Annotated in this window: 17 protein-coding genes; 14 read left to right on the forward strand and 3 right to left on the reverse strand. The window is 71.3% G+C overall.

From position 1 onward, the window contains the following. Positions 1-102 precede the first annotated feature (102 nt). The 3 genes from DAETH_RS10160 (at position 103) to DAETH_RS10170 (ending at position 6,861) form a co-directional block, all read left to right on the forward strand. Positions 103-1,800 (forward strand): winged helix-turn-helix domain-containing protein, encoded by a 1,698-nt coding sequence (locus tag DAETH_RS10160; RefSeq protein WP_264774784.1) that lies wholly within the window; start codon positions 103-105, stop codon positions 1,798-1,800. Next, positions 1,784-5,251 (forward strand): diguanylate cyclase, encoded by a 3,468-nt coding sequence (locus DAETH_RS10165; RefSeq protein WP_264774785.1) that lies wholly within the window; start codon positions 1,784-1,786, stop codon positions 5,249-5,251. The genes DAETH_RS10160 and DAETH_RS10165 overlap by 17 nt, the downstream gene beginning before the upstream one ends. Before the next feature lie 278 nt (positions 5,252-5,529). Next, positions 5,530-6,861 (forward strand): S8 family serine peptidase, encoded by a 1,332-nt coding sequence (locus tag DAETH_RS10170; RefSeq protein WP_264774786.1) that lies wholly within the window; start codon positions 5,530-5,532, stop codon positions 6,859-6,861. 298 nt (positions 6,862-7,159) lie between these two features. On the opposite strand, the gene DAETH_RS10175 is transcribed toward DAETH_RS10170, so the two are convergent. Beyond that, on the reverse strand, positions 7,160-8,815 hold the full coding sequence (locus tag DAETH_RS10175) for an outer membrane protein assembly factor BamB family protein (RefSeq protein WP_264774787.1): 1,656 nt from the start codon (positions 8,813-8,815) through the stop codon (positions 7,160-7,162). A 98-nt stretch (positions 8,816-8,913) separates the two neighbouring features. On the opposite strand from DAETH_RS10175, the gene DAETH_RS10180 reads away from it, so the two are divergent. From DAETH_RS10180 to DAETH_RS10195, 4 genes are all read left to right on the forward strand, one after another. Next, entirely contained in the window at positions 8,914-9,543 is a 630-nt protein-coding gene (locus DAETH_RS10180; RefSeq protein ID WP_264774788.1) for a hypothetical protein, read from the forward strand. A 164-nt stretch (positions 9,544-9,707) separates the two neighbouring features. Next, on the forward strand, positions 9,708-10,172 hold the full coding sequence (locus DAETH_RS10185) for a metallophosphoesterase family protein (protein WP_264774789.1): 465 nt from the start codon (positions 9,708-9,710) through the stop codon (positions 10,170-10,172). Between the two features lie 37 nt (positions 10,173-10,209). Further along, complete coding sequence (locus tag DAETH_RS10190) at positions 10,210-11,199, forward strand: MBL fold metallo-hydrolase (protein ID WP_264774790.1); 990 nt, start codon at positions 10,210-10,212, stop codon at positions 11,197-11,199. Between the two features lie 76 nt (positions 11,200-11,275). Then, entirely contained in the window at positions 11,276-11,722 is a 447-nt protein-coding gene (locus DAETH_RS10195; RefSeq protein ID WP_264774791.1) for a hypothetical protein, read from the forward strand. Positions 11,723-11,803: 81 nt separating this feature from the next. Here DAETH_RS10195 and DAETH_RS10200 read toward each other — a convergent pair whose 3' ends face one another. Beyond that, a complete protein-coding gene (locus DAETH_RS10200) occupies positions 11,804-12,964 on the reverse strand; it encodes a citrate/2-methylcitrate synthase (RefSeq protein ID WP_264774792.1) in 1,161 nt (386 codons plus the stop codon). Positions 12,965-13,062: 98 nt separating this feature from the next. Here DAETH_RS10200 and tsaB point away from each other — a divergent pair, with 98 nt between their 5' ends. The 5 genes from tsaB (at position 13,063) to DAETH_RS10225 (ending at position 18,182) form a co-directional block, all read left to right on the forward strand. Further along, positions 13,063-13,635 carry a tRNA (adenosine(37)-N6)-threonylcarbamoyltransferase complex dimerization subunit type 1 TsaB gene (tsaB, locus tag DAETH_RS10205; protein WP_264774793.1) on the forward strand — a complete coding sequence of 191 codons (573 nt, stop codon included), beginning with the start codon at positions 13,063-13,065 and terminating at the stop codon, positions 13,633-13,635. 171 nt (positions 13,636-13,806) lie between these two features. Further along, a complete protein-coding gene (locus DAETH_RS10210) occupies positions 13,807-15,039 on the forward strand; it encodes an ABC transporter substrate-binding protein (RefSeq protein WP_264774794.1) in 1,233 nt (410 codons plus the stop codon). Positions 15,040-15,048: 9 nt separating this feature from the next. Next, positions 15,049-15,984, forward strand: a complete 936-nt coding sequence (locus tag DAETH_RS10215) for a carbohydrate ABC transporter permease (protein ID WP_264774795.1) — start codon at positions 15,049-15,051, stop codon at positions 15,982-15,984. Between the two features lies 1 nt (position 15,985). Continuing rightward, positions 15,986-16,831, forward strand: a complete 846-nt coding sequence (locus DAETH_RS10220; protein WP_264774796.1) for a carbohydrate ABC transporter permease — start codon at positions 15,986-15,988, stop codon at positions 16,829-16,831. Between the two features lie 217 nt (positions 16,832-17,048). Beyond that, positions 17,049-18,182 carry an LLM class flavin-dependent oxidoreductase gene (locus DAETH_RS10225; protein ID WP_264774797.1) on the forward strand — a complete coding sequence of 378 codons (1,134 nt, stop codon included), beginning with the start codon at positions 17,049-17,051 and terminating at the stop codon, positions 18,180-18,182. A gap of 193 nt (positions 18,183-18,375) precedes the next feature. On the opposite strand, the gene DAETH_RS10230 is transcribed toward DAETH_RS10225, so the two are convergent. Beyond that, the gene (locus tag DAETH_RS10230; RefSeq protein WP_264774798.1) at positions 18,376-18,750 is read right to left on the reverse strand and encodes an FUN14 domain-containing protein; all 375 of its coding nucleotides are present in this window, start codon (positions 18,748-18,750) and stop codon (positions 18,376-18,378) included. Between the two features lie 58 nt (positions 18,751-18,808). Here DAETH_RS10230 and DAETH_RS10235 point away from each other — a divergent pair, with 58 nt between their 5' ends. Both DAETH_RS10235 and DAETH_RS10240 read left to right on the forward strand, forming a co-directional pair. After that, on the forward strand, positions 18,809-19,384 hold the full coding sequence (locus DAETH_RS10235) for an RNA polymerase sigma factor (RefSeq protein WP_264774799.1): 576 nt from the start codon (positions 18,809-18,811) through the stop codon (positions 19,382-19,384). 146 nt (positions 19,385-19,530) lie between these two features. Further along, a complete protein-coding gene (locus DAETH_RS10240) occupies positions 19,531-20,535 on the forward strand; it encodes a CAP domain-containing protein (protein ID WP_264774800.1) in 1,005 nt (334 codons plus the stop codon). Positions 20,536-20,548: the final 13 nt, after the last annotated feature.

Here is a 20,548-nt window from a genome sequence, read left to right on the forward strand (position 1 = left end):
GGCCGCTGAGCCCTGGGGAACTGCCCACACGCCGCTATGCCACGAACCTCTCCTCCCCTTCCATCCCCGACACCCGACCCGGCTTCCCTCCCGGAGGCCGACGTGAGCGGGCGCGGCCGGCTGGGCACTCCCGGAGCCCTGACCGCCCGCGAGCAGGCCCTGTTCGACCTGCTGTCGCGCCACCGGGGGCGGCTCTTCAGCCGCGCGGAGATCGTGGAGCGGGTCTGGGGCGTGTCCTTCGAGGGAGACGACCGGATCGTGGACGTGTACGTGAAGCGCATCCGCCGCAAACTCCGGGAGGACGTGATCGAGACGGTGCGCGGCGGTGGGTATCGCCGCCCGGAGCGGCCCGACGGGCGGCAGGCCCTGCCCCACTTCGCGCACCTCTCGGCCGACGCCCGCACCCTCCTCGACCTGGGGCGCCGGGTCCTGGGGGCGAGCACACCCCGGGCCGTGCTGAGCGAGGTCCAGGCGGTCCTGGCCCGCTCCCTGCGCGTGACCGCCGTGGCCGTGCTGAGGGCGCCGTCGGCGGGCGCGGGCGCGGGCTGGGAAGTCCAGGAGGCGTGCGGGGACGACCGCGCCGACTGGGGCGCCCTCCCCGTCCCGGAGGCGACCGGCCCGGTCTACCTCGGGGTGGGCGGGTGGGCGCGTCCCCGGGCCGCCGCCCTGTTGCCCCTCGTGGGGCCGGGGGTGGGGCACTGGGCGACCCTGGCCGCCCTGGCGGAACCCGGCACCGTCTGGGACGCCGGGGCCCGCGCCCAGCTCGAGGCCGTGGCCGCCCTGGTGAACTCGGCCCTGCGGCTATGCCTGGAGACGGGGGAGCGCGTGCGGGCCCAGCAGGAGTTGCAGGCCCTGAACGCCGAACTCGAACGGCGGGTGCAGCGCCGCACCGAGGCCCTCGCGCGGGCGGGGGCCGAGCACGAGACCCTGAATGAACTGTCGCGGCGGCTGGAGCGCGCCCGTGGCGTCGCCGGGCTGCTCGCGGTCAGCCTCCCGGTGCTCGCCCGGCTGGCGGGCACGAACGCCTGCGCGGCGTGGCTGCCGGGTCGCGGCGGGGCGCCCGCCTGCTTCCGGGCGGACGGCACGCCGGGCACGCTCCCCGACCCCGGGCACCCGGCGGACCTGCCCCTTCACCTGGAGGCGGGCGGCGAGGAGGTCACCCTCCACCCCTTCGACGAGGCGGGGCGTCCGCCGGGACCGGGCGAGGCGAGCCCGCTGCTGCCCACCGCCGTGGGGTCGGTCACGCTGACGCTCTCGCGCCTGCTGTACCTGGAGGCGCTGGAAGCCGCCGCCCTGACCGACGAGGACACCGGGCTGGGCAACCGCCAGGCGTTCCTCGCCGACCTCACGGGCGAGGTGGCCTACAGCGCCCGGCACGGGACGGGGTTCGGCCTGGCCCTCGTGGAGATCGCCAATATCCGCTCGCTGAACGCCACGGTAGGCTACGCGGGTGGCAACGACATGATCCTGAGACTCGCCGCCACGCTGCGTGAGACGCGCCGGGCCGAGGACCGGGTCTACCGGCTCAACGGCGCGACCTTCGCGGTGCTGCTGCGCTTTCCCCCGCAGGCGGCCCCCACCCCCGCGCAGGCCCTGGAGGGCTGGCGGGAGCGGCTGCGTCCCGTGCTGGCGGGACTGGCGCGCCACGCCCCCTTCCCGCTGGAGCTGTGCACCTCGCAGGTGAGCTGCCCGGAGGACGCCCACACCACCTCGGACCTGCTGAGGCTGGCCCTCGACCGCCTCGCGCCCGGGCTGCCCGGCGCCCCGCACGAAGGGAGGCCCCGTGCCCCGCAGGGATGACCCGGCCCTCCCGGAAGGGGCCCCGGCGGGGACGTCCGCGCCCCTTCCGGGGGGCACCGACCTCGCCGGGCACGCGGCCCGCTGCGCGGCACTCATCGCCGGGGGACACGACGCCGACCTCGTGGAGGCGGCCCGGGCCTACGCGGCGGCGGCGCGGGGCGCGGGCGAGGACGCCCGGGAGATGCAGGCCCTCTCCCTGCTCGCCGCCGCCGCCCAGCGTTGCGGGCAATTTCACGCGGCGGTCGAGGCGCAGGGGCGCGAGGTGGAGCTGCGGGCCCGGGACGGCGACCGGGTGGGACAGGCGGAGTGCCTGAACAACATCGGGATGCTGTGGTCGAACCTGGGAGCGCACGCCGAGGCGCTCGCGGCGCTGTACCAGTGCCAGCAGCTCGGCGAGCAGTACCTGGAGGTGCCGGGTGAGCTGCGCGCGGCGTGCAGCGTGAATATCGGCCACACCTTCCTCACGCTCGGCCAGGCCGCGCAGGCCCTCCCTTTCCTGGAGACCGGCCTGGAGACCGCGCGGTGCTGCGGCGACCTGGAGACGGAGCTGGGCGCCCTGGGGATGCTGGGGCTGGCCGCCAAGGACCTCGGCGACCATGACCGGGCGACCGAGACCCTGCTGCGCGCCATCGAGCGGGCGCGGCGGCACAGCCTCACCCAGCACCTCACCGACCTGTACGACGACCTGGGGCAGGTGCACCTGGAGCGCGGGAACGGGGCAGGGGCGGAGACGATGTTTCGCCAGTCGCTGTTCTGGGCCGAGGAGGCCGGGGACGTGCAGGGCCGGGTGGGCGCCCTGCTCAGCCTGGGGCGGCTGGGCTTCCGGCGGGGAGAGGCGGACGCCGCCGGGGCCAGCCTGCGCGCAGCCCTCGACCTGGCCTCGGCCCACGAGCTGCACGCCTCCCGGCTCACGATCCTGGAGACGCTCTTTACCGGGCTGGAGGCGCTGGGGCGCGAGGGCGAGGCGTACCCGCACCTGCGCGCCTTCCGGGACCTGGAGCGCCGGCTCTTTACCGAGGAGAGCGAGCGGCAGGCCCGGTCGCTGACGGCCCGCTTCGAGGCGGAGCGGGCCCGGCGCGAGGCCGAGGTGTACCGGCAAATCGGGGACGCCTCCCAGCACGCCCGGTTGCAGGCCGAGGAGATCGTGCGGGTGCGCAGCGCCGAGCTGGAGGCCGTGCAGATCGAGATCGTGACCCGGCTCGGCATGGCCGCCGAGTACCGCGACGACCGCACCGGGCAGCACACCCGCCGGGTGGGGGAACTCAGCGCGTGGCTCGCGCAGACGCTGGGCCTCCCGCCCGAGGAGGTGGACCTGCTGCGCTGGGCGGCGCGGCTGCACGACATCGGCAAGATCGGGGTGGGCGACGACGTGTTGCTCAAGGACGGGCGCTACACCCCCGAGGAGTTCGAGCGCATGAAGCTGCACACGGTCATCGGGGCCAAGGTGCTGGAGGGCAGCACGTCGAAACTGCTGCGCATGGCCGAGGAGATCGCCCTGACGCACCACGAGCGTTGGGACGGCAGCGGCTACCCGCGCGGGCTCAGCGGCACGGCCATCCCCGTCACCGGGCGGATCGTGGCGGTCGCCGACGTCTTCGACGCCCTCACGAGCGAGCGGCCCTACAAGGAGGCCTGGCCGGTGGAGGACGCGCTGGCCGAGATTCGGCGCCTCGCGGGGGTGCAGTTCGACGCGGAGATCGTGGACCGGCTGTTCGCGCTCGTCGCCAGCAACCAGACGTCGCTCGCCCCCTTGCTCTCGCCCCGGGCCCTGCCCCCCGTCCAGGTCCCCCGGCCCGCCCCCCTCTCCCCGGAACACCAGGAGGGCCAGGAGCTGCTGGAGCGGGCGTGGGCCATCCGGCAAAGCGACCCGAAGACCGGCGCGGGGCTCGCCGAACGGGCGTTGGAACTCGCCCGCGCGGCGGCGAACGAGGGGATGCTGGGCGCCGCCTCCCGCACCCTGGGCTTTTACCGGTTCGTGGAGGGCGCGTACGAGGAGGCGCTGGGCCACCTCTCGCAGGGGCTCGACCTCGCCGTGCTGACGGGCGACCGGCTCCTCCAGGCGGACTGCGCCAACCTGATCGCGGGCGTGTACAACAGCCTGAACGACCCCGAAAAGGCCACCGACCACCTCGCCGTCGTGCTGCGGATCGCGCGCGAGGAGGGCGACCGGTTGCGGGAGGCCCACTGCCTGCACAACCTCGCGAAACTGAGCTACCAGGCCCGCGACCTCGACAAGGCCCGGCAACTCGTCGAGGAAAGCCTGGCCCTCTACCGCACGCTGGGGGAACTGGGCGCGCAGGCCCAGGCGCTCAACACCCAGGCGAACATCGCCTTCGACCGGGGGGAGATCGAGCTGGCCTCCCGCTCGGCGCAGGCCGCCGTGGACGCCGCCGAGCAGTCGCGCCACCTCCCGGTCATGAACCTCGCGCTGGCGACCGCAGGCAAGGCGGCGGCCCGCCTCGGGGACCTGGAGATGGGCAAGGCCCTGCTCACGCGCGCCATCGGGGACGCCGGGGCGGAGGGCCTGGCCTCCCACGCGGCCTGGCACCACTTCGAGCTGGGCGGCGTCCTCCACCGGGCCGGGGACCTCGCCCAGGCCCGCCGGTCGTACGAGACGGCGCTCGCGCAGGCGCGGGAACTGGAGGTGCGCGACCTGCAAATGCAGGTCTACCTGGGGCTTTCCGAGCTGTGTGCCCTGCAAGGCCGCCACCAGGAGGCCTTCGAGCTGTACCGCCGCCACCACGAGGTCGAGCGTGAGCTGTTCGACGACAAGGTGGCGCTGAGGACCCGCGCCCTGATGACGCAGCTCGACGTGGAGCGGGCGAAGGCCGAGGCGCGGATCTACCGCCTGAGGACCATCGAGCTGGCGAGCGCGAACGAGGCGCTGGAGCGGGTCAACAGCGAAAAGAGCAATCTGGTGAACATGCTGGAGGAGCAGTCCCGGCTGCTGGAGCGGCAACTGTCCGAAGACGGCCTCACCGGGCTGTTCAACCGCCGCCACATCGAGGGCCTGCTGCAACACGAGTTCCTCCAGAGCCGGGTCCAGGGGCGGCCGCTGTGCGTGGCGATGGCCGACGTGGACCACTTCAAGGGGATCAACGACCGGTTTTCCCACCTCGTCGGGGATCAGGTGCTGCGCACCATCGCGGGGCTGTTCCGGGAGGCGGTGCGGCCCACGGACGCCGTCGGCCGCTACGGCGGGGAGGAATTCCTGCTGGTGTTCCCCGGCACCGAGCTGAGCCACGGCCAGCGCCTCTGCGAGCGGGTCCGGGAACTCGTCCACGCCTTCGACTGGTCGCGGATTCACCCCCACCTGAGGGTCACCCTCTCCATCGGCGTCGCCGCCGCCGCGCAGGTGCCCAACCACGAGCGGCTGATCTCGGTCGCCGACGAGCGGCTCTACCAGGCCAAGCATTCCGGTCGGGACAGGGTCTGCGCCGGTCCGTCCTGAGGGGGCTCGGTTCCTCCCCCGGCGCGTCGTAGCCGGGTAAACGCGGGCGCCTGGGTACGGGGCTTTGGCTTCCGGCTGACCCTCCATATGACAGTTCTGTGAACAGCCAGGCCAGACCGTGGGCCCGGAAGGGGGTTCGTAGGCGGGTCAGGACCACCCGCTGGGGGGCGTGACCGCACTGCCGGGGAGTCACGGGGGAGTCACACACTGCGCCCAGACTTTCCTCAGTGAAGACGTGGGCCCGGGGAGCCCATCGCCCGGCTCAAGGAGGATTGCCCATGCAGATCAAAGCCCGAACCCTATCCTGTCTCGCGCTGGTGGTGACCACTCTGGCGATCACCTCGTGTGGCACGCGGGCGCCTGTTCCCACGGAGGGCGAAGCCGCAGCGACGGGCGGGGCTGACCAGATCGCCACCCTGCGGATCGAATCGTCGGTGACTCGCGACGCGCTCCAAGGCGCGATGCCGGGAGCACGGATGCTGAGCTTCAACCCGGCGGGCGGGTACGCCATCCTCTCGGTGACCGGGCAGGACGGCCGGGCGGCCGGAGCACGCCTGAACAGCCAGAGCCTGCGGACCCTGGGCGTCAGTTCGGTGCAGTTCGAGGCCGACGTGGTCCTCAGCGCGCCGAGCGACCCCCGGGCGGACGGGCTGGGGCTCACGGGCTGGGCGGGCGGGATCACCGGCTGGGCGGCGGGGATCACGGGCTGGGCGGCGGGCGCGAACATCCTGCCCGAAACCGACTGGAACCGCGCCGTCGCGTACTGGAACGCCCTCGGGCTGCCGCAGGCCCAGCAGCTCGTTCCCGAGCGGGGTCAGGGCGTGAAGGTCGCCGTGCTCGACACCGGCGTGGACCTGAACCACCCTCTGCTCCAGGGCCGAGTCGACGCCGCCGCCGGGTGGGACTTCGTGGACGGGGACGCGCTGCCACAGGAGGAACACGCCCTCCTCGGCGACGGCAAGTACGGGCACGGCACCGCCGTGACGGGCATCGTCTTGCAGGTCGCCCCGAACGCGAAGGTCCTGCCCCTGCGGGTGCTGAGCCCCGATGGCAGCGCCCCCATGTCGCGGGTGGTGCAGGCCCTCGACCGGGCCGTCGCCAGCGGCGCGAAGGTGGTCAACCTCTCGCTGGGCTCCACCACCGACTCCACCGCCCTGAACACGGCCATCGCCGGGGCCCTCGCCCAGGGGGTGCTCGTGGTGACCTCCAGCGGCAACAGCGGAACGGAGGGCATGGTCTACCCCGCCCGGAAGGTGAACAGCGCCACCTTTCCGGCAGACAGCGGGTTGCTGGCGGTGGGCAGCGTGAGCCCGGGGCTGTACAAGTCGGACTTCACGAGCTACGGCGTCAACATGAGCCTGACCGCTCCCGGCGAGGAGGTGCTCACCACCTTCCCCGACAACCGGCTGGTCCGCGCGACCGGGACCTCCTTCGCCGCTCCCGCCGTGGCGGGAGCGCTGGCCCTGGCGCTGTCGGCGGGCCCCTCCAGCCCCGCCCGTCTGGTCACCGACCTGTGCGCCACGGCCAGGGCCAACCTCGACCCGATCTTCAAGACGAAACTCGGCGCGGGCACGCTCGACGTTGCCGCGTTCGTGGACACCTACCGTTGAGGCTCCCCGTGTCAACCCCCCTCCCCCTCCGTCCCGCCGGACCCACACGTCCCCTTTCCGCTCCCAGGCCCCCGCCCCGCGCCGGGACCCTTCAGGTTGGAAGTCGCGGCATCTGGAAGGACACGCGCTCGAAGCCCCTGACGGCCTGAACCCGGCTGCCAGGTTCAGGCTGTCCCCCACCACCAGGACAAGAAGAAGCCCGCCTGTCACGGCGGGTTTCTTCGTCGCCCGACCTCGGGCGATCCCAGGTTCGCAGGCGAGGGGCCGCGTCCAGGCCGGGAACGCGGCCCCGCCTCCCTCAGCCTCCCCGGCGAATCAGCGCCGGGTACTCCGGCTGTCCGCGCAGGGGGGTGAGCGCGGGCACGTTCAGGGGCAGGGTGACGGTGCGCCCCGCGAGAGTGACGGCCACCCCGGCGGCGCGGCGGGCGGCGAGCGTGACGCCGGGCAACTCGGCCAGCGCGGCGAGCGGCACGAAGGGCGCGCGGTTCACGTAACGCACGGGCACGGGCACGCCCGACAGCGCGGCCTGAACGCCGCTTCCCAGGGGCAGCGTCAGCGTCGCGGTGCGCGGGGTCAGAAGCCGGATCGGGGTGCCCAGGGCGCCCGTCAGCTCCCGCAGAGGCAGATACACCTGGCCGTCGAGGGTGCGGGCACTCCGCACGGCCGCCTGCGCGTACTGCTCGGGCGTGAGGGTGGGCGCAGGCGGCGGGGTCACGGGGGCGGGCGGCGTGGGCGGACTCACCGGAGTGGGCGGAATAGGGGTGGGCGTGCCCGGACGCGCGGGCCCCCCGGCGAGCACGGCGGTCGCGGCGGCCCGCTTGGCGGCGGTGCGGGCCCCGGCCTCGGTGGCCGTCAGCATCCGGCCCCACCCGGTCGGCACGTTGCGGAAGCTCGTCCAGGGGCCGTCGGCGAGGGGGCGCTGCTTCTGGATGGCGCTGAGGGCCCCGCCCTCCCCCGAGAAGTACAGGGTGCCCTGGTCGCTCACGGCGATGGGCGTGTCGATCTTCTTGCCGGTCTCGATCTTCCACAGGCCCTGCCCGGTGGGGCCGACGGCGTGGACGGTGCCGTTCAGGTCACCCACCACCAGCGTCCCGTCGCTGAGTTCGGCGGCGGACGCGGCGACCGGGGCTCCCGCCGGGTAGACCCAGGCGTCCTCGCCGCTCGTCTTCACCGCGTACACGTTGCCGTCGTAGCTGCCGACGACCACGAGGTTCCCGCTCGTCACGATGGGGCTGGCGTTCACGAAGAGGCCGGTCGGGCGCACCCAGCGCAGCTTGCCGTCGGGGGCGACCGAGTACACGCGGCGGTCGCTGGAGCCGAAGTAGACGTTGCCCTGGGCGTCGAGCGCGGGGCTGCTGAAGACGGTCGACCCGGCGCGAAAGGCCCACTTCAGCCTGCCGTCGGGGGTCAGGGCGTGGAGCGAGTTGTTCTGCCCGCCGAAGTAGATCGTGCCGTCCGCCGCGACCGCCGGGCTGCTGAACACGGGTGAGCCCACCTTGAAGGTCCAGACGATCTGGCCCTGAGGCGAGAGCGCGTACACGGTGCCCCCCGCCGTGGCGACGATCACGCTGCCGTCGGGGCGCAGGGCGGGGCTGGCAAAGAGGTCGCCGTCGAGCTTGGTCTTCCACAGCAGCTTGCCCGTGGGGTCGAGGGCGTACACCTGATCGTCGTACGAGGCGGCGATCACGGTGCCCTGCGGGGTCACGACCGGGTGGGCGCGGCCCAGGTCGCCGACCGCGAAGTTCCATTGCTCGGTGCCGCCCGCGTCGGTGCGGTGGACATGGGCGTCGGAGCCCACGAAGATCAGGTCGCCGCCCTCGGTGACGGCGACGCTCGACACCACCTTGAGGTCGCCCAGCGGGGTGACCTGCGGCGCCGTCCCGGCAGGCTGGGCGAGGGCGGCGGAAACGGTGAGGGGGAGCAGGACGAGAGTGAGTGAGAGGGTTTTCCTCATGTGAAGGTAAGCTCCTTTACAGTCCCTTTACGGGCCCTTTACAGGGCAAGGGGGTCGGTGGACGCTCGCCAGGCTAGCGTCTTAAGATGCGAGTCGCTATGAAAAAGATTCTCATGCTGACCGCGTTCGCGCTCGCTGGCCTCGCTGCCGCGCAGGACACCACGACGCCGTCGACCGACACCACGACCCAGACCGACACGAGCACCACCCAGACCGATACCAGCACCACGCAGACCGACACCACTGCGCCCGCGACCACCGACACGAGCACGACCCAGACGGGCACGACGACCCAGAGCACGACCGCCGCGCCCGCCAGTGAGGTCGACCCCACCACCCTGAGCGCGACCGAGAACTTCACCCGCGCCCAGGAACTCGCGGTGCAGGCGGACGTGGCCTACCCGGTGCCCTTCTTCGACCGCACCCTCTGGAAGGCCTCCGTGACCCACGCCTTCTACGCGGCGAACCAGGAGGCCACCAACCGCGACTACCAGGCGTACCTCGCGCAGCTCTACACCAAGACCCAGTGGTGGATCAACGCCTACAACGCCTGGAGCCGCCTGGGCAACCTGACGGATCAGGAAAAGCAGCTCGCGTCGCTCAGCGCCGCCAAGCTCGCCTACATCGCCCTCCAGCGCGGCGACCGCGACACCGCCCGCCGCTACGTGCAGCAGGGCCAGGCCTGGGCCGACAGCCCCAGCCTCCAGGCGATCCAGCGCCGTCTGTAAACGTCGCCTCCTTGCCTCACGCGCCCTCCTCGCCGGGGGGCGTTTTTCTTGGTCAGTGGTGAGTAGGAAGTGGTCGGTGGGGACGGGAGGCTGGAGCCCGGGCGTCGGCCTTTCTTTTTCCACTCACCAATGACCACGAACCACTCACCCTCTAGACTCCCCCCATGCGCGTCCTCATCCTCTCCGACACCCACGGCCTGCTGCGCCCGGAGGTGCTGGCCCTGGTGCGGGGGGCGGACGCCGTGCTGCACGCGGGCGACGTGGGCAGGGCGGAGGTGTTGGCGGCTTTGTGGGAGGCCGCCCCCGGTCCCGTCCATGCGGTGCGGGGAAACGTGGACCGCGTGCCGCCCCTCTCCGAGTTGCCGGAAACGCTGCTCGTCGAGCTTGAGGGGGTCGGCATTTACCTCCTGCACGACCTGAACGACCTCGACCTGTCCCCCGAGGCGGCGGGCATCCGGGTGGTGGTCAGCGGGCACACCCACCGGCCGAGGCTGGAGGAGCGGGGCGGCGTGACGTACCTGAATCCCGGCTCGGTCGGCCCGCGCCGCTTCTCGCTGCCGGTGGCGTGCGCGTGGCTGCATCCGGACGGAACAGGCGGAGTGAGGGCCGAGCCGCTGACCCTGGGGTAGGCGTCCTCCAGGCCGGGGCCGGTGGTAGCCTCCTCCCATGACCGCCTCCGCCCCTGCCCTGACCCCCGTGGTCGGCACCCTGCACGCCCTCCAGGTGCCCATCCCCTACCCCATGAAAACGGTGACGGTCCTGATCGACGCGCCCCGGCAGGGCCCCGTCACCCTGATCGACACGGCGCTCGACACGCCGGAGGCGCGGCAGGCCATCGAGGACGGTTTGAGCGCGTTCGGCCTGCACTGGCCGGACGTGGAGCGGGTGATCGTGACGCACCACCACCCCGACCACTACGGGCTGGCGGGCGTGGTGGAGGAGCGCAGCGGCGCGGCGGTGCAGATGCTCGACGTGGAGATCGGGCGCGGCGAGCGGTACTGGCACCTGTGGGAGGAGTGGCTGCCCGGCCACATCAAACACATGGCGGATCACGGCCTACCCCCCGAACTGCTGGCGACTCTCGAACTCGACAGCCGCCGGGGCAAGGCGCGCGTCCACCCGGCGAGCCGCGTCCAGCCGTTGCGCGAGGGCCAGCACATCTCCCTGGCAGGTCAGGAGTGGGAGGTGCTGTGGCTTCCCGGCCACGCGGACGGGCACCTGGGGCTGTGGAACGAGCAGGAGAGCGTGCTGATCGCCGGAGACGCCATCCTGCCGCGCATCAGCCCGAACGTGGGGCTCTACGCCTACACCCGGCCCGATCCGCTGGGCGACTACCTCCAGACGCTCGGCAAGCTGGAGGCGCTCAACCCCGCCCGGGCGGTCGTCGGGCACCACGGCCCGGTGATGGAGGGGGTGCAGGCCCGCGCCCGACAACTGCGGGGGCACCACCACGAGCGGCTCGACTTCATCCGCGAGGAGGCGAAGAACGAGCCCCGCGACGCCTACCGCCTGAGCCTCGCCATGTTCCCCCGCGACCTGAACACCGCCGGGCGCCGCTTCGCCCTCGCCGAGACGCTGGCGCACGCCGAGCACCTGCACCTGCTGGGGCAACTGGCGCGGACGTGGCAGGGCGGGGCGTGGGTGTACCACGGGTGAGGGCAACGGGGGCCACTCCCTCCCAAGGTGCCGCCCCGCCGTTTTGCCCCTCAAGGTCCGCTCTATACTCGCCCGCATGACGGAACTTCAGCGCATCGTGCGGGCGCTCCAGGCGAGCGGCATGGCCGTCGAGACGGTCGAGGACGGCGCGCTTGTCCGCAATGGGGAAAGCCGGGTGGCCTTATTTGCCGACGCGGACCACCGGGGCGGCGTGATCGTGCGGCTGCACCTCGACCTCGACCTGTACGTCGAGGAGGACTCGCTGCCCGACATCCTGATGGGCATGAACCTGATGAACCAGGGCCTCGACTACGGCTCGCTGAACCTCGACCCCGTGGACGACGAGGACACGGACGACGACGCTCCCCTCACTTTTGCCGTGCTGGGCCGCGCCGTGCTGTGGCTGCGCGACCTCGGCGCAGGCGAGCTGGAGCGGCTGCGCGAGCACCTGCGCCGCTTCGAGGCCGAGGTCACCGAGGCGGTGGAGCGGACGCTGCACGGGAGCAAGGGGATGAGCGCGTAGGAGCCAGGCGGAGAGCACCCAGCGCAAAAGGCAAGGGCCGGGGCATGATCGCTCCGGCCCTTCGCTTCTTGCCCCCTGCCTTCAGCCTTCAGCCCGCTGCAACTCCTGCTCGCCGCGCTGCTCGATGGGCACGTAATGCTGGTCGCTCGCGCCCGTGTACACCGCGTCGGGGCGCAGCAGGCGGTTGTCGCGCGTGTACTCGATCACCGAGGCGCACCAGCCGCTGATGCGGGCCAGGGCGAAGATCGGGGTGAAGTACTCCTTCTCGATGCCCAGGTCGGAGTACACCGTGCCCGAGTAGAAGTCCACGTTGGGGTAGATGCCCTTGGAGCCGAGACGGTCCACCACCGTCTTCTCGATGGTTTCGAGAATCTGGTAGTAGCGGCTCTTGCCCTCCTTGTTGGCGACGTGTTCGGCGTAGTCGCGCAGCACCCGGGAGCGCGGGTCGAAGTACTTGTAGACGCGGTGCCCCACGCCCATGATCTTTTCCTTGCGGTCGAGCTTGCCGGTGATGTACTCGGCGGCCTTGTCGGGCGTGCCGATCTCGTCGAGCATGTCCATAACGGCCTCGTTGGCGCCGCCGTGCAGCGGGCCCTTGAGCGCCCCGATGGCCGACGTGATGCAGGAGTACATGTCGCTGAGGGTGCTGCTCGTGGCAATCGCCGTGAAGGTGCTCGCGTTCATGCCGTGGTCGGCGTGCAGCACGAGGGCGATGTCGAAGAGCCGGGCCTGCTCGGGGCTGGGCTCCCTGCCCGTCAGCATGTACAGGAAGTTCCCGGCGTGGGTGAGGTCCTGCCGGGGAGCCACTGCCTCCTGGCCCTGCTGTGCCCGGTGGATCGCCGCGATCACGGTGGCGAACTGGGCGATCATCCGCACCGATATCGCGCGGCGGGCCTCTTCCGTCGTCTCCTCCGCCTGAGGGTCGAGCAGGCCGAGGTACGAGACGGCGGTGCGCAGCGCCTGCATGGGGTGGACGCCCCGGGGCATCGCGGCGATGACCTCCAGGAGTTGCGGGGTCAGGGCGCGGTTCGCCCTGAGTTCGGCGTCGAAGGCCGCAAGCTCGGCGCCCGTGGGGAGCTTGCCGTCGAGCAGGGCGAGGGACAGTTCCTCGAAGGAGCTGCTCTCCGCCCACTCCTGGATCGGAATGCCCAGGTGCGTGAGGATGCCCTCCGTCCCGTTGATGAAGGTAAGTCTGCTCTCTGTGAAGAGCACGCCTTCGAGCCCCTTGGCGATGTTCGTCATGATGCGATCACCATACCACCGGGCCGGGCCGGGCCTGATCGAGGCAAACCGCACGTTCCTGGAGGGGTGACAAAGCGGCCGGGCCTAGAATGCCCGCGATGCCCGGCGCCCCCTCCGTCACCCTCGCCCTGGACACCGCCACGCCCTTCCTGACCCTGGCCGTGAGGTGGCCGGGGGGAGAGCGGCACTTCTCCGAGGAGGTGGGCCGCGCGCACGCCGAACGCCTCGCGGACGCCACTCGCTCGCTCTTCGGGGAGGCCGGGCTGCCCTTCCGGGCGGAGCGAATCGTGATCGGCACCGGACCGGGTTCGTACACGGGCGTGCGGGTGGGCGCGAGCTACGCGCTGGGGTTGGGCCGCGTGTGGAATGTGCCCGTTCTCGGCGTGTCCACCCTGGAGGGGCTGGTGCGCGGCCCGGGGGGGGAGGTGCCTGGGGGCCGGGTCGCCGTGGCCCAGGGCGCCCGGCGCGGGCAGGTGTATGGGGCGGTGTACGAGGTGCGGGAGGGCGCCGTCGCGGAGGTGGTCCACGCCCCGGCCAAACGGCCCCTGGAGGAGTTCGAGGCGCTGGCCGCCGGGCTTCCCCTCCGCCGGGACACCGCGCCTGGCGGTCTCGCCCTGCTCGAAGCCGGGGCGAGGCACGGGCAGGCGGAGTGGTCGCTGGCGTACCTCTGAGCCCGGAGGCAGACGGGAGTTGGAGCGCGGGGCAGTCACGCTCTACTCTGGGGGAACCGCCTGCCACAGCCCGACCCCCGCACCCCGGGGCGGCCTCACCGTCCCCCAAGGTTGATCAAGTCGGTCGTCTTTCCACGCCGGGCCCAGGCCCACCCCACCGGAGGTTCTTCCATGCGCACCCGCCTCACCCTGACCGCCCTCCTCGCCCTCGCCGGAGCCGCCAGCGCCGCGCCCACCACCCTGACCGTGTTCATGGGCAGCCAGCAGCGCCCCGAGATCTTCCAGCCCATCTTCGACCGCTTTGAGCGGCAGAACCCGAACGTCGTGGTCAAGATCGAGACGGGCGGCGCGACGAGCGAGGCGCAGAACCAGTACCTCACGACCGTGCTTGCCGCCCGGGACCCCAGCCTCGACGTGTTCCTGATCGACGTGGTGCGGACCGCGACCTTCGCCACCGCCGGGTGGGCCGAGCCACTGGACGCCTACCTCCCGAGCAAGGACGCCTACCTGCGCGCCTTCCTGAAGGGGCCGATCAATGCCGCGACCGTGGGCGGCAAGCTCTACGCGATGCCCGCCTTCACGGACGCGCAGTTCCTGTACTACCGCAAGGACCTCCTCGCCAAGTACGGGGCGAAGGTGCCGCGCACCTGGGACGAACTCGCCGCCACCGCCGCGCGTATCCAGAAGGCGGAGGGCGGGAACCTCCAGGGCCTGAACTTCCAGGGGGCGCCCATCGAGGGCACGGTCTGCAACTTCCTGGAGACGCTATGGGGCGCGGGCGGCAACGCGCAGGTGGTGGACAGTCCGGCAGGGCGGCAGGGCCTGGGCTTCCTGGTGAACGCCGTGAAGACCAAACTTGCTCCTGCCGCCAGCTCCGAGATGAAGACCGACGACTCGCGCCAGCAGTTCCAGGCGGGGAACGTCCTGTTCGGCCTGAACTGGAGCTACGCCTGGGCGCACTTCCAGGGGAACAGCCCGCAGCCCACCAGGGTGAAGGGCGACGTGGGCGTGGCGCCGCTCCCCGCCTTCGGCAAGAACCCCAGCGCGACCTGCACCGGCGGCTGGGAGTGGGCGATCAGCGCCTACAGCAAGAACAAGGCGGTCGCCGCGAAGCTCGTGCAGTTCATGGCGAGCGCCGACGTGCAGCGCGAGCTGGCGGTCAAGGGCGCGTACCTCCCCGTGCGCGCCAGCCTCTACAACGACCGCGCCGTCCTCGCCGCCAACCCGCACTTCAAGGACCTGTACCGCATCGTGACCGGCGCGCGGCCCCGGCCCGTGTCGCCCGCTTACCCGCGCGTCTCGGAGATCGTCCGCAACAACGTGTCGGCGGCGGTGGCGGGCAGCAAGACGGTGGACGCCGCCCTGAAGGACATGCAGCGCGACCTCGATGGCGTGCTGAAGTGAGGTCTTGCCTTGCGCAGTGAGGCCGGAAAGCTCAGCAAGCCCCCCGTCGCCCGGACGCGCCGCCAGGTGAGGGGGGACGGCCCCCTCGCCGCCCTGCTCCTCGCCCCCGCCGCCCTGCTGCTGTGCGGCGTGCTGCTCTTCCCCATGCTCACGACCTTCCGCGACAGCCTGTTCGTCAACAAGCTGACCGAGCCGTGGGCGGGCACACCCTTCGTCGGTTTCAAGCAGTACGTGCAGATGATTCAGGACCCGCGCTTCCTGGCCGCCCTGCGCAACACCCTCTTCTTCGGGGTGCTGACGGTGGGGGGCTCCTTCCTCGTGGGCATCCCGATGGCGCTGCTGGCCCACACGCCCAGTCGAGTGCGGGGGCTGGCGCGGGTGGCCCTGCTGCTGCCGTGGGCGATGCCGCCCGTCATCACCGGATTGATCTTCGCCTGGCTGTTCAACGGGCAGTACGGGGTGATCAATGACGTGCTGGTGCGGGCGGGAATCATCAACGAACCCCTGCGCTGGCTCTCCACGCCGGGGCTGGCGGTCGTGGCGATGGTGGTCACGATTGTCTGGAAGACGAGTTCCTTCGTCGCCCTGATCGTGCTGGGCGGCCTCCAGGGCATTCCACGCGAACTCACGGAGGCGGCGGACGTGGACGGGGCGACCCGGGTGCAGACCTTCTGGCGGGTGATCCTGCCGCTGCTGGGGCCGAGTCTCGCGGTGGCCTTTATCTTCCGGGCGATCAGCGCCGTGCAGGTGTTCGACATCCCGTACACCTTCATTCAGCAGGCTCCGGCGCAGGGGCTTCTCGAAACCCTAGGCGTCTACATCTACCGCACGAGCATCGAATTTCTGGACTTCGGGTACGCGGCGGCGCTCTCCGTGGCCCTCTTCGGGGTGAGCCTCGCCGTCACCCTCGTCTACGTGCGCTTCGTGCGCGGCGGGGAGGGCTGAGGTGGACGAACAGGCTCCCCGCCTGAACACGGGCGAACGACTTGGACGTGGCCTCGGGCTCGCCCTGCTCGTCTTCGGTGGCTTCTTCCCCCTCGTGTGGATGCTGCTGACCAGCTTGAAGAACGAGGGGGAACTCCAGAAGTTCCCAGTGCAGTACCTCCCCTCCCAGCCCGACATCGCCAACTACGCGCGGGTGTTCTCCGAGCAGCCGTTCGGCACCTTCTTCATGAACTCGCTGATCGTCAGCCTGCTCAGCACCCTGCTGTGCGTGGTCGTCGCCGTTCCTGCCGCCTACGCGCTGGCGCGGCTGGAGATTCGAGCGCGGGGGCTGCTGCTGACCCTCGTCGTCGCCTTTTCCATGCTGCCCGTCGTCAGCCTGCTCGTGCCGCTCTTCCGGCTGATGCGGAGCGCGAACCTGCTGAACACCTATCCCGCCCTGATCCTCCCCTACGCGGCGCTGAGTCTCCCGGTCGCCGTCCTCACGCTCGTCGCCTTTTTCAGCGCCATCCCACGTGACCTCGAATCGGCGGCGATGGTGGACGGCTCCACCCGCATCGGCGCGATGACCCGTATCGTGCTGCCGCTGAGCCTGCCCGGCGTGGTGACGGCGGCGCTCCTCGTCTTCGTCAACTCGTGGAACGAGTTCCTGCTGGCGCTGAGCTTCAACACGCGGCTCAACATGCGCACCGTGTCGGTCGGCGTGACGCTGTACCAGGGGGAGTTCGCGTTCCCGTGGCCGCTGATCAGCGCGGCAGTCGTGATCGCGGTCGTGCCCATCGTCGTCCTGATCGCCATATTCCAGAAGCGGTTCGTGGCGGGGCTGACGGCGGGGGGGGTGAAGGCGTGAGGAGGGAGCAAAATTGCCCAAGCTTTTGCATTTTTGCCCCTCCCCCTTGAGGGGGGAGGCTGGGAGGGGGTGAACGGGCACGACCTGCGGCGCGGCCAGTAGACGAGGCAAGCCATCTTGCAGGCGCTGAAGGTGGTCACACGCCCCCTCACCCCGGCCCTCTCCCACGAGGGGAGAGGGAGAAAAGCATCAGAACCCGCTCGCTAGAGAGGCTCCTATGACCCAACCTTCCCAATCCGAATTCCTCTGGTTCCTCCAGCTCTCCCGCGACGGCGAGTTTATCGGCACCAGGGAGAAGCCGCCGCGCAGGCCCACGCTGCCCTACATCTCCAGCCTGATCACGACGGCGGGCGAGGCGGGGTTTACGGCGCTGCTGACGGCGACGAATTACCACTCCGAGCACGAGAACTACACGGCGGCGGTGGCGGCCCTGGCACGGACGGCGCAGACGGACCCCGGCCTGCTGATCGCTGTGCGGCCCGGCATGTTCCACCCGGCGATGTACGCGAAAATGCTCGCCACGGCGCAAAACCTCTTTCCCGGGAGGGTGCGGGTGAACATCGTGACGGGAAGCAGCCCCGCCGAGAACGCGATGTACGGCGACTTCGAGCCGCACGCCCAGCGGTACGAGCGGACGCGCGAGTTCATGACGATCCTGCGCCAGCTCTGGACCCAGCCGCCGCCCGTCAGTTACCGCTCGGATCTCTTCGCCTTCGAGAACGCGGTGCTGGACCCGCCGCCCGTGCAGCCCATCCCGATCTACTTTGGGGGCGCCTCACCCGTCGCCCAGCGCATCGCTGCCGACCTTGCCGACGTGTACCTGATGTGGGGCGAGCGGGAGGACATGCTGGCGGAGCGCATGGGCCAGATGCGGGCGCTGGAGGCGGAGACGGGCCGCGCCCTCCGTTACGGCCTGCGGACGCACGTCATCGTGCGCGAGACCGAAGAGGAGGCGTGGCAGGCCGCCGAACGCCTCATCTCGCGGGTGGACCCCGAGGTGCGCCGGGCCTTCGTGGAGAGCTACAAGCATGTGGACGGCGTGGGCCAACTGCGCCAGATCGAGATGCTGCGCGGGCTGGAGGAGGGCAACCTGCTCGTGGAGCCGAACCTCTGGGCAGGGGTCGGCATGGCCCGCAGCGGTGTGGGCGTCGCCTTGATCGGCAGCCCCGAGGGGGTGGCGGCCAAGATTCGGCGGTACGAGGCGATGGGCTTTTCCTCCTTCATCTTCAGCGGCTACCCGCACCTGGAGGAGGCGCGTCGCTTCGGTGAACTCGTCATGCCGCTCCTGAAGGGGCAGGGCGGCGAGGGCTCGCGGCAGATTCACACGGACACGGTGGCGCCGGTGGCTTAGGCGCAGATAACTCCTCCCCCCTTGTGGGGGAGGCTGGGAGGGGGGAAAACGCCAACGCCCACCAGCGCGCCTGGAGTGCGGCTGCCTGGGCATTCCCATCGGCCCCCGACGCTCTGCCCACTCACCCCCTCCTAACCTCCCCCCTCAAGGGGGAAGGACTTTTTCTGCTGCTCCCCACACCATCAGACCCGCCTCACCCCCGCGCTCTAAGCCCCACCAGCAACCCCGCCGTGAACGCCCCCGCAAAGGGCAACCGCGCCGTCAGCATCCGGCCCAGCCACTCGGCCCCCGCCTCGCCCCCCTGGTGCAGCCACGGCTCGGCGAGGGCCTGGACGCGGAGCCAGTTGACGGTGACGAGGTCGAGGGAGGCGAGGAGTTGCAGGGTGAGAAAGAGCAGCCCCAGCGCGACGAGGACGAACCTCCCGAGCTTCCTGAGGGCGAGCCCGGTGGCGAAGCCCAGCAGCGCACCGACGCCGAGGTCGGGCAGGAGGGGCCGCAGGGCGCTGGCGAGGGGGGCGGTGGAGAGCGTGTCGGGGAGCACGGCGAGGGGCAGCTTAGCCTCCGCCATCTTGCTGACTTCTTTTGGGGGACTTCACGGCCTCATCAGGCGGTATGGTGTGCGGAACGTGACCGAGGTCCCAGACATCCTCACGCCCGAGCTGCTCGCCCGCCTCACCGCCGGGGAGGAGGCCGCGTGGTACGACTTCGTGAGCGCGTACGAGGGCCGCATGTACGCCTACCTCTACCGCCTGGAGGGCAACGCCGAGGACGCCCTGGACCTCACCCAGGAGGTCTTCTACCGGGCGTGGAGAAGCATCCGCACCTTCCGCCCGGGCGAGCGGGTGCTGCCGTGGCTGTATCAGGTCGCGCGCAACACCCAGATCGAGTCGCACCGCCGCAAGCAGCTTCAACGCTTCAGCCTGGAGGAGGCGCGCGAGGACGTGGGCTTCGAGGTGACGAGCGCCGCGCGCTCCCCGGTCCAGGCCGCCGAGAGCGCCGACGCCCAGGACCGGGTGCAGCGCGCCCTGATGCGGCTGCCCGAGGAGTACCGCGAGGCCGTCGTGCTGCGCTTTGTCGAGGACTTGCCCTACGACGAGATCGCCCAGATTCAGGGGGTGGCGGTGGGCACGGCGAAAAGCCGCGTCTTCCGCGCCAAGGAGCAACTCGCGGAGCTGCTGGCGAACGAGGCGGACGTGCACTGAGGGAGGGGTCAGCCATCGGCGGTCAGCTGTCAGCAAGAGGCCCGGAATGGACTTCTCCTGCTGATGGCTGAAGACTGACGGCCGACCGCTTCTCCACGTGGCCTCTCTCACCGCGTGCTGGCCGTGGCACCCGCTAGCCTGGGCGGGTGACGCGAGGTTGGCTACGTGGGAAGACACTGGCGCTGCTGCTGGCGGGTGTGCCGTGGGTGATGGGGTCGTGTGCGGCGCAGCCCGTGCAGTTCCGGGTGGGCTTCACGATGAACGAGGAGCAGCGTGCGCCGCTCACGGTGTCCTTTACGGCGCAGGCGCCCGCCGAGTACCGCGTGAGGTGGGACTTCGGGGACGGCGGCATGGGGAGCGGCAGCCGCGTGACGCACACGTACTACCGCCCGGGGACGTACACCCTGGAGGCGCAGTTGCTGGACTCGCGCGGGCGGGTGCGCTCCACGGCCAGCGGTCAGGTCGAGGTACGCAGTGGCGGCCCCGAGCAGGCCGGGCTGGTCGTGCTGCTGGGCCGGGGCGAGGTGCGCCTGAGCGCGGCGGGCAGCGTGGTGTACCGGCCGAGTGAGCCAGACTTCACCCTGGATGGCCGCCCGGTGGGGACCGGCCCCGTCGAGGTCGCGGCGGGCGAGCACCGCGCGGCCTTGCGCCTGACCGGGGAAAGCGGACCGCTCACCGACAGCGTGCCTTTCCAGATGGCCCCGCTGGCGGGCAGCGTGCCCTTCGAGACCGAGGTGCTGCGCCTGACCAATCAAGCTCGCTCGCGCGGCTGGAACTGCGCCACCCTGAAAGAGGGCGGCCCAACGCTCCCCCCCCTGACCCGCGACCCGAGGCTGGAGGTGGCCGCCCTCGCCCAGTCGGCGGGGATGGCGCTGCACGGCTACTTCGACCACCACAGCCCGGTGGACGGCAGTACCCCGTGGCTGCGTGTGCAGGCGGCCGGGTTCGAGGCCCGGGCAACCGCCGAGAACATCGCCGCCGGGCAGCAGACCCCGGAGGAGGTCGTTGCCGGGTGGCTGCACAGCCCCGGCCACTGCCGCAACATCATGGGTGACTTCACCCGCCTCGGCGTGTCGTACGTGAACCGCCCGGAATCGCCGTACCTGCGCTACTGGACGCAGGTCTTTGCCACGCCCGAGGAGGGGCAGTAGGGACGGGGAGGGG

Source organism: Deinococcus aetherius, from assembly GCF_025997855.1.
In the GTDB taxonomy this organism is placed as follows: Bacteria; Deinococcota; Deinococci; order Deinococcales; family Deinococcaceae; genus Deinococcus; species Deinococcus aetherius.